Here is a 13,928-nt window from a genome sequence, read left to right on the forward strand (position 1 = left end):
CTCGGATTCGGGCGAAGAGATTCAGGCGAAGAGATTCGGGGGAGGGGATTCGGACGCGGGGTCGTCAGGCGGGTGAACCGGCGTGGCTGCAGCCGCAGTCCTGGGCCGGGCGGTCGGCGGCCCGGTCTTCCACGGCGCCGGGCATGGCGCCGCGCACGTCCCTGAACAGGCCGGAGGCCGGGGTGAGGCCGTACAGGGCGTCGGCGGCGAGAACCACGGCGGCGGCGGTGTAGGCGGAACGCTCGTGCGGGAACCACTTCTGGTTGGCGAACTGCCAGCCGGTCCAGTAGGAACCGTCCTCGTGCCTGAGGTGCTGCATGTCGGTGAAGATCCGCAGCGCCTCGTCCCGGTCGCCGAGGGCGTCCAGGGTGAGCACCAGCTCGCACGACTCGGCGCCGGTCACCCACGGCTGGTCGGAGACGCAGCGCACGCCGAGGCCGGGTTCGACGAAGACGGCCCACTCGGCGGCGAGCCGCGCCCGCGCGGCGGAACCCCGCACCGCGCCGCCGAGGACCGGGTAGTACCAGTCCATCGAGAAGCGGCTCTTGTCGGCGAACGCCTCGGGGTGGTCGGACAGCACGTGGGCGAGCCGGTCGGCGGCCAGCTCCCAGTCGGGCTGCGGGTCGCCGAGACGTTCGCCGAGCAGCACGCCGCAGCGCAGCCCCTGGTGGATGGAGGCGCAGCCGGTCAGCAGGGCGTAGCCCGCGGGCTCGCCGTCGGCGGCGCGTTCCCAGACGACCTCGCCCCGGGCGGTCTGCAGCCCGACCACGAAGTCCAGCGCGGACCTGACGACGGGCCACATCTCACGGGCGAAGCCGTCGTCCCCGGTGACCAGCAGCTCGTGCCAGACGCCGACCGCGACGTAGGCGGCGTGGTTGGACTCCCCGCCGCGCTCGACGGCCAGGCCGCCGACCAGCTTCATCGGCCACGAGCCGTCGGCGCGTTGGTTGCGCACCAGCCAGTCGTAACCCCTGCGCACGGGGCCGCTCAGCCCGGCGACGCCCATGGCCATCAGGCACTCGACGTGGTTCCAGGCGTCCACGTGCCCCTCGGGCCAGGGGACGCCGCCGTCGGTCTCCTGCACGGCCGCGATGCTCAGGGCGGTCTCGACGACCAGTTCCCGCCTCATCGGCCGCTCCGGTCGTCTCGGGGCGCGGGGCCGTACCGGGTCACGCGGGCTTCCGCACGTAGAGCACCACGCTCTTGCCGATGAACGGGTTCAGCAGCGTCTCGGCGATCCGGGTGACGGCGGGGCGTTTCATGATGTCCCACACCAGCAGCTCGTGGTAGGCCTTGGCCAGCGGGTGGTCGTCGTTGCCGACGCCGACCGCGCACTTGATCCACCAGTACGGCGCGTGCAGTCCGTGGGCGTGGTGGTGGGAGCCGATCTCCATGCCGACGGCCTTCAGCTTCGCGCTCAGCTCGGCGAGGGTGTAGATGCGCACGTGCCCGCCGGGGGCCGTGTGGTAGGCCTCGTCGAGCGCCCAGCAGATCCGTTCCGGCAGGAAACTCGGCACCGTGATCGCGGCGCGGCCGCCGGGCTTGAGCACCCGGAAGATCTCCCGCATGGCGCTCATGTCGTCGGGGATGTGTTCGAGCACCTCGGCGGCGATCACCCGGTCGAAGGTGGCGTCCTCGAAGGGCATCTTCAGCGCGTCGCCGGTCACGGTCTCGCCGACCGCGCCCTCGGGCACCTCGCCCTCCTTCGCCATCGCGGCGAACATGCCCGCGACGCCTTCGAGCTCCTCGGCGTCCATGTCGAAGGCCACCACGTCCGCGCCCCTGCGCAGCACCTCGAAGGCGTGCCGTCCCGCCCCGCAGCCCAGGTCGAGGACACGCAGGCCGGGTCCGACGGGCAGCCGGTCGAAGTCGACGGTCAGCACTTGCCGCTCCTTGTGAAGTGGTCGGTCACCGGGCGTTGTGCGCGGCGATGGCCTCGCGGTAGGCGTCCACGGTGCGCTGGGCGACGACGCGCCAGGTGTAGCGCTCCATGACCCGGTCGTAGCCCCTGCGCCCGACCTCGGCCCGTTCCTCGGGGGAGTCGAGCAGGCGCCGCAGTACGGTGGCCAGCTCCTCGGGGTCTCCGGGGGCGACCTGGACGGCGGCGTCGCCGACGACCTCGGGCAGCGCCCCCGTCCGTGAGGCGACGAGCGGGGTGCCGCAGGCCATGTGCTCGACGGCGGGCAGGGAGAAGCCCTCGTAGAGGGAGGGCACGACCGAGACCTCCGAGGTGGCGATCAGTTCGCCCAGCTCGGTGTCGGAGATGCCGTGCACGAACCTCACCCGCTCACGCAGGGAGAGTTCGGCGACCAGCTTCTCCGTCGGTCCGCCGGGGGTCGGTTTGCTCACCACGGTGAGGTTCACCTCGCGCTCGGTGGCGAGCTTGGCGACCGCCCGCAGCAGGGTGGCGACACCCTTCATGGGGGAGTCGGCGCTGGCGACCGCGACGATCGAGCCAGGCCGTTTGGGCATCTCGGGGCGCGGGTGGAAGTAGCGGGTGTCGACCCCGAGCGGGATGAGCCGCATGTTGGCCTGCGGCACGTTGAAGTCGCGGTGGATGTCGGCCAGCGAGGACTCGCTGACGGTCAGGATCGGGTTCAGCCTGGGGGCGACCCTGGCCTGCATCCTGACGAAGCCGTACCACCTTCTGAGCGTGAGGCGTTTGCGCAGCGGGGCCTCGCTCAGCTCGATCCTGCGGTCGACGCTGATCGGGTGATGGATGGTGCCGACCACGGGGAACAGCTTCTGGATGTCCAGCAGGCCGTAGCCGAGCGTCTGGTTGTCCTGCACCACGTCGAAGTCCCCGACGCGTTTGGCCAGCTCGCGGCGGGCCCGCAGGGTGAAGGTCAGCGGCTCGGGGAACCCGGCGGTCCACATGGTCCCGACTTCGAGAAGGTCGATCCAGTCGCGGTACTCGCCCAGCTTGGGGGTGCGGAAGGGGTCCTCGTCACGGTAGAGGTCCAGGCTGGGGATCTTGTTGAGAACGACCCCTTCGTCCAGTTCGGGGTACGGCTGGCCGGAGAAGACCTCGACGTGGTGCCCGAGGGCGACCAGTTCACGGCTGAGGTGACGCAGGTAAACGCCCTGCCCGCCACAGGTCGGCTTGCTCCGGTACGACAGCAGCGCGACCCGCAGGGAGTCCGCGTCAGGCACGGCAACCCCTTCCTCAGCCTGTCCGGAAGGGGACAGGTACCGTGAAAGATGACCTCAGTATTCGGATCTTACCATTCGGTATCTCTCTTCCACCTAATGTGGAAACGGTGCTAAAGCCACTTCTGTCGCGCGCCAACTGCGGCATCACGCCAACCGAACGACGTTCGGTGGAACGTGTTCTAGGGTACTGGGGCCCTGAGTCGTGCCCGGCGACGGGAGGGGCGATACATTCGCCGTCACACGGCACTCAGCCGAGCGGAAGTCCCACTTCACGAGCTTCACAAGCGAGGAGGACGCCTTGGCCAGGCGCGCGCTGATCACCGGTATCACCGGGCAGGACGGTTCCTATCTGGCCGAGTGCCTGCTCGATCGGGGTTACGAGGTCTGGGGACTCGTCAGGGGACAGGCCAACCCCCGTGTCTCCCGGGTGCGCAGGCTGCTGCGGGACGTCCGCCTCGTCCGGGGCGACCTCCTCGACCAGGGTTCGCTGATCTCCGCCGTTGAGAAGGTCCAGCCCGACGAGGTCTACAACCTGGGCGCCATCTCGTTCGTGCCGATGTCGTGGGAACAGGCCGAGCTGACCGGCGAGGTCACCGGGATGGGCGTGCTGCGCATGCTTGAGGCCATCAGGGTCTGCTCGGGTGTCTCCGCCTCACGCACCCCTGCGGAATCCGGCCAGATCAGGTTCTACCAGGCGTCGTCCTCGGAGATGTTCGGCCAGGTCAGGGAGACTCCGCAGACCGAGATCACCCCCTTCCACCCCCGCTCGCCGTACGGCGTCGCCAAGGCCTACGGCCACTTCCTCACCCAGAACTACCGTGAGTCGTACGGGATGTTCGCGGTCTCGGGGATCCTGTTCAACCACGAGTCCCCGCGTCGGGGCGCCGAGTTCGTGACCCGCAAGGTCTCCCTCGGGGTCGCCCGCATCAAGCTCGGGCTCGCCGACCGGCTCCGCCTGGGCAACCTGGAGGCCCGCCGCGACTGGGGATACGCGGGCGACTACGTGCGGGCGATGCACCTGATGCTGCAGGCGGGCCCGCCGGAGGACTACGTGATCGGCACCGGCCGTACACACACGGTTCGTGAGCTGGTCGAGGCGGCCTTCGCCGCCGCCGGGCTCGACTGGGAGCGGTACGTGGTCACCGACCGTTCCCTGCACCGCCCGGCCGAGGTCGACCTCCTGTGCGCCGACCCGAAGAAGGCCCGTGAACAGCTCGGCTGGGAGCCCTCGGTCTCGTTCGAGGAACTGGTCACGATGATGGTCGAGTCCGACCTGAAACTGCTGTCCGAGGGCGGCGACCCCGAGCAGGACTCCTCATGGCCCTGAGCGAGGAGGCCGGGCGGCGGGCCGTCCTGTTGGTCACGGGCATCCAGGCGGCGGGCAAGTCAACGGTGGCGCAGCGGCTGGCCGAGCGGCTGCCCCGCTCGGCGCACGTGCGCGGCGACGTGTTCCGCCGCATGGTGGTCGGCGGCAGGGCCGAGATGACTCCCGAACCCTCCGCCGAGGCGCTGGCGCAACTGCGTCTGCGGCACCGGCTGACCGCGGCCACCTGCGACGAGTACTTCGCGGCCGGGTTCACCGTGGTGGCCCAGGACGTCGTGCTGGGCGAGCATCTCGTGGAGATGACCCGGCTTGTCCGCGCCCGTCCCCTGCTGGTGGTCGTGCTCGCCCCGAGGGCCGAGGTCGTCGAGGCGCGTGAGGCCGCGCGGGCCAAGGACGCCTACGTCCACTGGAAGGCCGGTCCGCTCGACGCCGTTCTGCGCGAGCGGACCCCGCGTCTCGGCCTCTGGCTCGACACCTCGGAACAGACCCCCGAGGAGACCGTCGAGGAGATCCTCGCCCGTGCGTGGACCGAGGCCCGCGTCGGCGGCTGAGCTGACCGCCTTCGACGGGCCCCGGTCGCCGGAGCCGGGTCAGCCGTTCTCGTGGCGACGCTGGCACTGCATGCAGAAGCGCGCCAGCGGACGGGCCTTGAGCCGCTCGAACGGGATGCCGGAGCCGCAGCCGTCGCAGCGGCCGTAGGTCAGCTCGGCGATCTCGCCCAGCGTGGCGCGCAGGACGGAGGCGCTGCGCTCGGCGGAGACGATGTCGGCCAGCAGGGCCGACTTCTCCGAGACCTCGACCGAGTCGTCGCCGACCGCGGCCTCCAGCTCGGAGAGCTGCCTGGTCCACCGCAGGAGCTGGCCTTCGAGCTCCTCACGGATGCTGTCGAGCTGGACGCTGCTGAGGTGGACGTCGGAGATCATGGTGTTCTGGTCCTTTCTGAGGGTCGGGAAGCTCGCCAGGGCCGGCCCCGAGGGGCGGGCGCGCGGGGTGTCGCAGTCGCCGCAGTGCCGGGTGTGCGGCACCTGCCGCAGCCGTCGCAGCGCGATGAAGGCCCCGCAGTGCTCGCAGGTGCCGTAGACCCCGAAGTCGAGCCGCTCGATCGCGGCCTCGATCTCCACGACGGTCCGCGCCGCACGGGCGGCACGCCTGGCGGACAGGGAGACGGGCTCCCCCGGGTCCTCCGGGGACGCCGGCTCGCTCCCGGGTTCGGTCTCGTTCTCGGTCATGGCGTCCCGCGCGGCGCCGAGCCGTTCGTGCAGGAGCGCGCGCAGTTCCTCCAGATGCGTCGTGTGACGCTGGTAGTCCTCAAGCAGCCTGCTTGTCGACCTGATGTCGCCCATGGGACATCGACTCCTTGGATGACTCACGGCGGTCGTGGCCGGTCACGGCTGGACACGGTCTCCGCCGGGAAAGCCGGAACTCGAAAGGCAGGGCGGCGCGAAAGCACCGCACGACTGTGGGACCCCGGCCGGCCACCGCTCGACGCGGTCCCCGTCGGGGCAGGAAAGAAGAGAAAAGGGGCAGCGGGGCCCCCTCAGGCCGTCGTCGTTGACGCGATCATGGACGTGGACTGCCCGGGGACGGGCCTTCCACGCGTCGTCTCGCCTACGGAGAGCCGGTGGCCTTCAAGAGGGCGCCGTCAGGCGGACGGCGGGCTGCGCGAGGTGACGGCGCGCTGGACGTCGTGTCTGGGCGCGGCGGCGGGGCCGGTCGGGCGCCAGGTGGAGGGCGGCGGCCCGGGGGTCGCGACCGTGGCGCCGACGGCGAGGAGGGAGCGGAGCTGTCCCGGCGTCGGCAGGTGCTCGGTCCCACCGGCGAGCAGCCTCGGCGCGGTGGAGTGACCGGCGGTGTCGGTGCCGGGGACCCAGAAGCCGGTGCCCGCGTCCGCAGGCCTCCAGCCGCCGGACCACGGGGAGGGGGAGACGGCGGCCAGCAGAAGAACGAGAAGCAGACCCACCGCCGTGACCGCGGTGGGCCTGGGTGTGCCCCACCGCGGTTCCCTCATCACCTCGACCATAGTCGACGTTCCGCGAAAGGGCACTTTAGATATGGGGTGGAATGTCCTATCTCACCGCCGGGTCAGGCGAAGACGTCCTGCTGGTACCGGCCCTGGGCCTCCAGCTCGCGCAGCCACGCCTCGCCGTCGCCTCCGGTCCTGTCGTGGTGGATCTCCGCCAGGGCACGCCGTACGGCGGGAGCCATGCGGAGGCCGTCCCCGCAGACGTAGACGTGGGCACCCTGTTCGAGCAGCTCCCACACCCGGTCCGCCTCGGCGGCGACCGCGTCCTGGACGTACTTGAAGGGGTGTCCGTCGAGCGCGGAGAAGGCCGTGTGCACCCGGGTGATCCCGGCCTCCTGCCAGCCGAGCAGTTCGGCGCGGTAGAGCCAGTCGTGCTCGGGGTGGCGGCAGCCGTAGAAGACCTCGGCGGGTCCGGACGCCCCGGTCAGGGCCCGCTCCTCAAGGAAGCCGCGCAGCGGGGCGAAACCGGTGCCGGGGCCGACGAGGATCACCGGCGTCGCCGGGTCGTCCGGCAGCCGGAACGGCGGGCTGGGAACCCGTACATATCCGTAGAAGACGTCGCCGGGCTCCAGGCCCGCCAGGTAGGCCGAGCACATGCCCCGGTAGGAACCGCCGCCCGACCAGGAGGGGCCCTCGACCAGGCCGACGGTGATCCTGATCCGCCGGGGGTCGGCCAGCGGCGAGGAGGAGACGGAGTAGTAGCGCGGCCTGATCGGCCCGGCCATCTCCAGGAATGCCGGCAGCGGCAGGGTGATCGCCGGGAGGCGTTCGAGCAGCGTGAGCACCGAGACCCGCTTGGCGAGGATCTCGTCGGCGTAGGAGGCCTCAAGCTCGGCGAGCTGGCCCCTGGTCCAGGGGCACCGGGTGTGCTCGGCCAGGGTCGCCAGGTCGGAGCGGGTGGCCACCTCCTGGAGCTCGGCGAACTCGGTCAGCAGCAGCCCCGCGGTCACCGGGGTGTCGACGGGCAGGTGGGTCGTCCCCCTGGCGCGCAGCCGTACGACCTGGTCGCGGGGGACGTGGAGCTGACGCAGCGCCCACTCGACGAGTTCGGGGGCGTTCTTGGCGAAGACGGCGATGTGGTCGCCTGCCGTGTAGGACGTCCCCTCGGGCAGTTCGGCCACGATCGAGCGAACCCCGGGCCTGGGCAGCTCGCGGGAGAAGTCCCACAGGCCGGTGGGGTCGCCGGTCAGCTCCTCGGCCGAGACCACGGTCAGCGGGACCGCCTGCGGGGAGACGACCGCGGGCCGCACGTCGGCCTCGGTGAGGACGTCCATCTCGTAGCGGGGACCGGCCTTGGCCGCCGACGTGCCGTACTCGGCAGCCAGCGCCGCCCAGAGCCCTGAGGTCCACGCCGAGACGTCGCCGTCGAAGTCGCCGTCGGCGTCCGCCTCACCCCGTTCGACGAGCGGTACGGCTCCCGCCGCGGTGAGCTTGTCGAAGACGCGCCTGGGGAAGGCCTGGTAGGTGGGCCACTGGGTGTTGCCGCAGCCGAGCAGCGCGAAGCGCACCCCGTCCATGGCGGGCAGCCCCTCCAGGGTGTCGAACCGCTGGGCGTTGTCGGGGGCCTTGCCGTTGTAGGTCGAGGTGATCACCACGAGCAGCCCCTCGGAGGGCGGTTCGAGCTCGTCCAGGGTGGTCAGCGTGGTCGCGAAGCCGGAGCGCCCCGCGACCTCGGCCAGCCGTTCCGCGACGTCGGCGGCGGTGCCGAGGTTGGAACCGTACGCCACGGTGAGGCCGACTCCCGTGACGGCCACCTCCACCGGCTGTTCCCGGACGGTCTCCGCCGCCTCCACCGTCTCCGCGGTGCCCCGCTCGTGGGCCCTGCGCTCCCTGACCCGGATGGTGAAGTCCTCGGGCTTGAGGGTGAGCATCTGCTTGATCTTCATCCGGTAGGCGTCCGGGTCGGAGATCGCGAAGCGCTGCAGCACCATGGCCAGGGCCAGCCTGGCCTCGGTCAGCGCGAACTGGCGGCCGATGCAGGCCCGCTCGCCGTTGCCGAAGGGCTTGTAGGCGGCCGGGTGGTGGCCCTTCCTGTTCTCGGGGAGCCAGCGGTCGATGTCGAACTCCTCGGGACGCTCCCACACCCCGGGGTGCTTGTGCAGCTGACCGAGCAGGACGACGGCGACATGGTCCTTGGTGATCGGATAGCCGCCGAGCTCGGTGTCCTCGAAGGGCTTGACGGCGAACGCCGGGATCGGGGACCACAGGCGCAGCGTCTCCTCCAGGACGCGCGGGATCACGTCGAGCTTCATGATCGTGTCGTAGGTCGGGACGGTGTCGCCGGGCAGCAGTCTGTCGACCTCGGCGTAGGCCCTGGCCAGCACGTGCGGGTTGCGCAGCAGGTTGTACAGCGCGAACGACAGCAGGCCGCTGGTGGTCTCGTGCCCGGCGATGAGGAAGGTCAGGACCTGGTTGCGGATGTTCTCGTCGGAGAGCCGCTCGCCGCTCCGCGGGTCGGCGGCCTTGAGCATCAGGCCGAGCAGGTCCTTGGTGTCGCCCCTGCCGGTGCTCCTGCGCTGCCTGATGACGTCGTCGACCAGGTCCTGCATGACCTGGATGTCGGACCGGTAGGCCGTGTCCTGCCGCTTCTTGAGCTTGGTGACCAGGGGGAGCTGCCGGTTGCGGAGCATCGCCTCGGTCAGCGAGCGGCCCATCGCCTGCAGGAACGGGTGCAGCTCCGGCGACTGGAAGGAGTTGAACCGGTAGTCGAACCCGGTGAGGGAGATCGTGTCCAGGGCCAGCCTGGTCATGTCGTCGGGCACGTTGACCTCGTCGGAGATCGCCCACTTGCCGACCAGGTTCTGCGCGATCTCCAGCATCTGCGGGAAGTAGGCCTTCATCGAGCGCTGGCTGAAGGCGGGCATCAGGATGCGGTGCGCGTGGCCCCAGACCGGCTCGTCGTGGCGGGCGGTGAACAGCCCGTCGCCGCCGAAGTCGCGGACGATGGACAGCGGCGGGTCGATGCCCTTGTAGAAGCGTGTCTCGTCGCACATCTCGGCGACCATGTCGGGGTCGTAGACGAACAGGACCTTGCGGCCGAGCAGTTCGAGCTGGAAGAGGCCTTCCTCGGCGTATTCGGCGGCGAGCTTCCTGAAGTGCTCGTCGGGCGAGTGCGAGGGGATCTGGAGCGTGTTGCCGAGCAGAGGGAGCCCCTGGGGGGAGGGGATGGAACGGGTCACCGACATGGAACTCCTCCTTTACCGGGCGGCCTCCCGGAACCGCCAGCCATACACTGTATGTCTCAAGCTACCATACGGTGTATGGCAGTGAGTGCGCGAAGGGGACAACCCCTGACAACCCAGGAGATATACGCGGCCGTTCTGCGGCTGGTCGACGAAGGCGGGGTCGAGGGCCTGTCCATGCGGAAGCTGGCGGCCGAACTCGACGTCAACCCCATGTCGCTCTACCACCACGTGGAGAACAAGGACGCGCTGCTGCGCGGAGCCTGTACGGCCGTCGCCCTCGGGCTGCGCCTGCCCCCCGACGACGGAACCCCGTGGCGGGAGCAGCTGCGCGCGCTGGCCCACGCCTACCGCTCCATCGCGCTCTCGCACCCGGCCCTGTGGTCCTACGTCAACGCCCACCCCGACCTCGTCGAGCACGAGGGCGGCATGTGGGAGGTCTTCAACCGGGTCCTGGCCGCCGCCGGGGTCCCCGCCGGGGAACTGGTGCGCGTCCGCACGGTGCTCTACACCTTCGTCTCCGGCCTGCTGACCGCGGAGACCAGTGGCCTGCTCGCCGGGCTGGACCCGGAAGGGAACGCCGAGACCACCTTCGACGCCGCGATCGACCTCATCCTGGACGCGCTGGAGTCCCGCGCCACCTGAGACTTGTCGCAGTCGCCCGCTAGTGTCCTGGAGAAGAGGTGCCGCACACGATTCCCGGGAGCGCACGGTGACCGTGCTCACCACAGCGCGCGCGACGGAGCTCGAAGCCTCCGTCGAGCAGCTGGTCTACGTCCGCGACGACGAGTACACCGTCGCGCGGATGAGCGCGGACGACCAGGAGGGCGCCCCGGCGGCCTTCGTCGCCTCGGGGCGCGCCCTGGCCGGCGTGCAGCCGGGCGAGACGCTCAGGCTGACCGGTGAGTGGGACGAGCACCCCCGTCACGGCAGCCGCCTGCTGGTCAGGCGGTGTGAGCGGGTCGTCCCCTCGACCGTGCGCGCGATCAGGCTCTATCTCGGCTCCGGCCTGGTCCGCGGCATCGGGCCCCGCCTGGCCCACGCCATCGTCAGCCACTTCGGCGAGCGGACGCTCACGGTCATCGACACCGAGCCGGAACGCCTCACCGAGGTCGTCAACATCGGCGCGACCCGGCAGGCGCAGATCGTCCAGGCGTGGGCCGAGCAGAAGGCGGTCGCCGAGCTGATGGTCGTCCTGCAGGGCTTCGGGATCAGCCCGCTGCTCGCGGCCAAGATCTACCAGGTCTACGGAAACGACGCCCGCGAGATCCTCACCCGTGATCCGTACCGGCTGATCGGCCAGGTCAGAGGCATCGCCTTCCACACCGCCGACCGGATCGCGCTGCGCTCGGGGGTGCCGGAGAACAGCCCGCGCCGCCTCCAGGCCGCGGTGCTCGACCGCCTGGAGACGGCCGCGGCCCGCGACGGGCACTGCTACCTGCCGCTGACCGTCCTGCTCCCCTCGGCCGCCGCCCTCGTCGAGCAGGAGGAGGAGTCCGTACGGCGGGCCGTCGACGAGCTGGCCGCCGAGCGCGCGGTCGTCGTCGAGGAGTCACCCGCGGGGCCCGGCCTCGTGGTCTACGCCAAGGAGCAGCACGGCCGCGAGGTCGCCTTCGCCACGCACCTGACCAGGCTGCTGCGGGCCGCCTCGACGCTTCCGTTGCGGCCCTTCCCCGATGACGAGAGCCTGCACGAGGACCAGCGGGCCGCGGTGAACCTCGCGCTGACCAGCACCGTCTCGGTCATCACCGGAGGTCCCGGCTGCGGCAAGAGCCACACGGTGCGGGTGATCGCGGCGACCGTGCGGGCGATGGGCGGCGGGGTGACCCTGACCGCGCCGACCGGCAAGGCGGCCAAGCGCCTGTCCGAGCTGACCGGCCTGCCCGCGATGACCGTGCACCGGATGCTCGCCCAGCGGGCGGACCCCGAGGAGGGGACGCTCTTCCAGCGGCTGCCGACGGAGGCCGACCTCATCGTGGTCGACGAGGCGTCGATGCTCGACCTGCAGCTGGCCACCCGCCTGGTGGCGGCCATCCCCTCGGGCGGCCACCTGCTGCTGGTCGGTGACGGGGACCAGCTGCCCAGCATCGGGCCGGGCAACGTGCTGGCCGACCTGCTCGGGGTCGAGGAGATCCCACGCGTCCGGCTGACCCACGTCTTCCGGCAGGCCCAGGACAGCGGCATCGTCAGGGCGGCCCACCGGATCAGGTCGGGCCGGCTGCCCGACCTGCCCGGCGGGGGCGGCTTCTGGTTCGAGGAGCTGGACGACCCTGAGCTGGTCGCCGACCGGGTGGTCCACCTGGCCACCGAGGCCATCCCCCGCAAGCAGGGCGTCGGCGGCGACCAGGTCCAGGTGCTGTGCCCGATGCGCAAGGGCGCGACCGGTACGGCCGAGCTGGGCCGGAGCCTTCAGGAGCGGCTCAACCCCGCACGCGAGGGTACGGCCGAGCACTGGTCGGGCCCGTCGGTCTTCCGGGTCGGCGACCGGGTCATGCCGATCCGCAACAACTACGACAAGGGCGTCTTCAACGGGGAGACCGCGACCGTCACGGCGGTGCTCCCGCAGGACCGGGTGCTGGAGCTGCGCACCGGCGACGGGGAGACCGTCCGCTACACCTTCGACGAGCTCGACGAGCTGACCCACTCCTACGCGATCAGCGTGCACCGCTCCCAGGGCAGCGAGTACCCCTTCGTGGTCGCGCCCGTCGTGGCCGAGGCCGGGGGAGTGATGCTGCGCAGGGGCCTGCTCTACACCCTGGTCACCCGGGCGAAGGCGTGGGTGGTGCTGGTCGGTCAGCGCGAGGCGCTCGAACTGGCCGTGCGCCGTCTCGGCCTGCGCCGCAACACCGGCCTGACCCTGCGGCTCACGCTGGGCCTGCGCGCCTGAAGGCCCGCGGCGGACGGGTGGGCGGCCGCCGCAGGCGCGGGAGCGGGTCAGGAGAGGGTGACCGGCAGCTCCTTGATGCCGTTGATGAAGTTGGAGCGCAGCCGCCGGGCGGAACCCGCCTGGGTCAGGCCGGGGAAACGCTCGGCGAGGACCTCGAAGAGCACCCGGAGCTCCATCCTGGCCAGATGGTTGCCGAGGCAGAAGTGGGCACCACCCCCGCCGAAGCCGATCTGCGGGTTGGGGGAACGGCCGATGTCGAAGACGTCGGGGTCGGCGAAGACCTCCTCGTCCCGGTTCGCGGAGCCGTAGAACACCACGACCTTGTCGTTCTCCTTGATCTCCTGGTCGCCGATCACCGTGTCGGCGGTGGCCGTACGGCGGAAGAGGTTGACGGGGGAGACCCAGCGGACGATCTCGTCGGCGGCCGGGGCGGCGAGCGCGCGGTCGGCCACCAGCCGCCGCCACTGCTCGGGGTGCTCGAAGAGGGCCAGCATCCCGCCGGAGGCCGCGTTGCGGGTGGTCTCGTTGCCGGCGACGACCAGCAGCAGCACGAAGAGGTCGAACTCGTTCTCGTCGAGGGTCTCCCCGGTGACGTCCGGCAGGAGCAGTTTGGTCGCGATGTCCTCGCGGGGCCGTTCGCGCCGTTCCGCCGCCAGCGCGTTGGCGTAGGCGTACACCTCGGCCGCCGCCGCCTGACCGGCGGAGGGGCCGGAGGAGTACTCGGGGTCGTCGGCCCCGATCATCTGGTTGGACCAGTTGAAGATCTTGTCACGGTCCTCGACGGGGGCGCCGAGCAGCTCGCAGATCACGTAGAGCGGCAGCGGGGCCGCGATGTCACGCACGAAGTCCACCGCCGGGAGCCCGGTGACCTCGTCGAGAAGCTGGTGACAGATGTCGCGGATGTGCTGCTCAAGGGCGTTGATCATGCGCGGGGTGAAGCCCCGGTTGACCAGGGAACGCCGCCGGGTGTGCTCGGGCGGGTCCTGGTTGAGCATCATGAGCCGCTGGAGCTCGCGCTGCTCCTCGGGCATCTCGTCGAAGAGCGCGAGTCTCCTGCTCGACGAGAACAGGTCGGAGCGCCGCGACACGTGCACCACGTCGGCGTGCCTGGTCACCGCCCAGAACGGCGGCCAGTCCCGCTCGGGCTCGCCCTCGTGCAGGTAGACGGGGGCGTTGGCGCGCAGCCAGCGGAACTGGTCGTGGGGTGCGCCGTCGCGCGCGTAGACGTCCTTGTCCACAAGATTGATGTCCATTTGAGTCCCTCCTAGGCGATGTCTGATAAATGATCACGGCAGGTGCGGTTAGATGATCGTTCGTGGTGCGACGAGGTGAACTGACCGACAAGGCCTGGCAACGGAT

The 13,928-nt window shown here is 70.8% G+C and carries 11 protein-coding genes; 4 read left to right on the plus strand and 7 right to left on the minus strand.

The window, feature by feature from the left end:
* Positions 1–64: 64 nt before the first annotated feature.
* From ACIBVQ_RS36710 to ACIBVQ_RS36720, 3 genes are read right to left on the minus strand one after another with little or no spacing between them, the layout of a single operon-like run.
* Entirely contained in the window at positions 65–1,129 is a 1,065-nt protein-coding gene (locus ACIBVQ_RS36710; protein WP_399183264.1) for a prenyltransferase, read from the minus strand.
* A gap of 40 nt (positions 1,130–1,169) precedes the next feature.
* A complete protein-coding gene (locus tag ACIBVQ_RS36715; protein ID WP_352015142.1) occupies positions 1,170–1,883 on the minus strand; it encodes a methyltransferase domain-containing protein in 714 nt (237 codons plus the stop codon).
* A gap of 25 nt (positions 1,884–1,908) precedes the next feature.
* Entirely contained in the window at positions 1,909–3,153 is a 1,245-nt protein-coding gene (locus ACIBVQ_RS36720; RefSeq protein WP_352015143.1) for a glycosyltransferase family 4 protein, read from the minus strand.
* A gap of 298 nt (positions 3,154–3,451) precedes the next feature.
* On the opposite strand from ACIBVQ_RS36720, the gene ACIBVQ_RS36725 reads away from it, so the two are divergent.
* Positions 3,452–4,480 carry a GDP-mannose 4,6-dehydratase gene (locus ACIBVQ_RS36725; RefSeq protein ID WP_399183267.1) on the plus strand — a complete coding sequence of 343 codons (1,029 nt, stop codon included), beginning with the start codon at positions 3,452–3,454 and terminating at the stop codon, positions 4,478–4,480.
* Positions 4,471–5,028 (plus strand): AAA family ATPase, encoded by a 558-nt coding sequence (locus ACIBVQ_RS36730; protein ID WP_362780480.1) that lies wholly within the window; start codon positions 4,471–4,473, stop codon positions 5,026–5,028. The genes ACIBVQ_RS36725 and ACIBVQ_RS36730 overlap by 10 nt, the downstream gene beginning before the upstream one ends.
* A 39-nt stretch (positions 5,029–5,067) precedes the next feature.
* On the opposite strand, the gene ACIBVQ_RS36735 is transcribed toward ACIBVQ_RS36730, so the two are convergent.
* From ACIBVQ_RS36735 to ACIBVQ_RS36745, 3 genes are all read right to left on the minus strand, one after another.
* Entirely contained in the window at positions 5,068–5,820 is a 753-nt protein-coding gene (locus ACIBVQ_RS36735) for a TraR/DksA family transcriptional regulator (RefSeq protein ID WP_399183270.1), read from the minus strand.
* Positions 5,821–6,119: 299 nt separating this feature from the next.
* A complete protein-coding gene (locus tag ACIBVQ_RS36740; RefSeq protein ID WP_399183272.1) occupies positions 6,120–6,485 on the minus strand; it encodes a hypothetical protein in 366 nt (121 codons plus the stop codon).
* Positions 6,486–6,559: 74 nt separating this feature from the next.
* A complete protein-coding gene (locus ACIBVQ_RS36745) occupies positions 6,560–9,685 on the minus strand; it encodes a bifunctional cytochrome P450/NADPH--P450 reductase (protein WP_399183274.1) in 3,126 nt (1,041 codons plus the stop codon).
* A gap of 75 nt (positions 9,686–9,760) precedes the next feature.
* On the opposite strand from ACIBVQ_RS36745, the gene ACIBVQ_RS36750 reads away from it, so the two are divergent.
* Positions 9,761–10,327 (plus strand): TetR/AcrR family transcriptional regulator, encoded by a 567-nt coding sequence (locus ACIBVQ_RS36750; protein WP_362909566.1) that lies wholly within the window; start codon positions 9,761–9,763, stop codon positions 10,325–10,327.
* A gap of 67 nt (positions 10,328–10,394) precedes the next feature.
* Positions 10,395–12,569: an ATP-dependent RecD-like DNA helicase gene (locus ACIBVQ_RS36755; RefSeq protein ID WP_399183276.1), complete on the plus strand. Its 2,175-nt coding sequence runs from the start codon at positions 10,395–10,397 to the stop codon at positions 12,567–12,569.
* Between the two features lie 47 nt (positions 12,570–12,616).
* Here the strand turns inward: ACIBVQ_RS36755 and ACIBVQ_RS36760 are convergent, their stop codons facing one another.
* A complete protein-coding gene (locus tag ACIBVQ_RS36760; protein ID WP_399183278.1) occupies positions 12,617–13,822 on the minus strand; it encodes a cytochrome P450 in 1,206 nt (401 codons plus the stop codon).
* Between the last annotated feature and the right edge of the window lie 106 nt (positions 13,823–13,928).

Origin of the sequence: Streptosporangium sp. NPDC049376 (genome assembly GCF_044466505.1) — a bacterium.
GTDB lineage: Bacteria > Actinomycetota > Actinomycetes > Streptosporangiales > Streptosporangiaceae > Streptosporangium.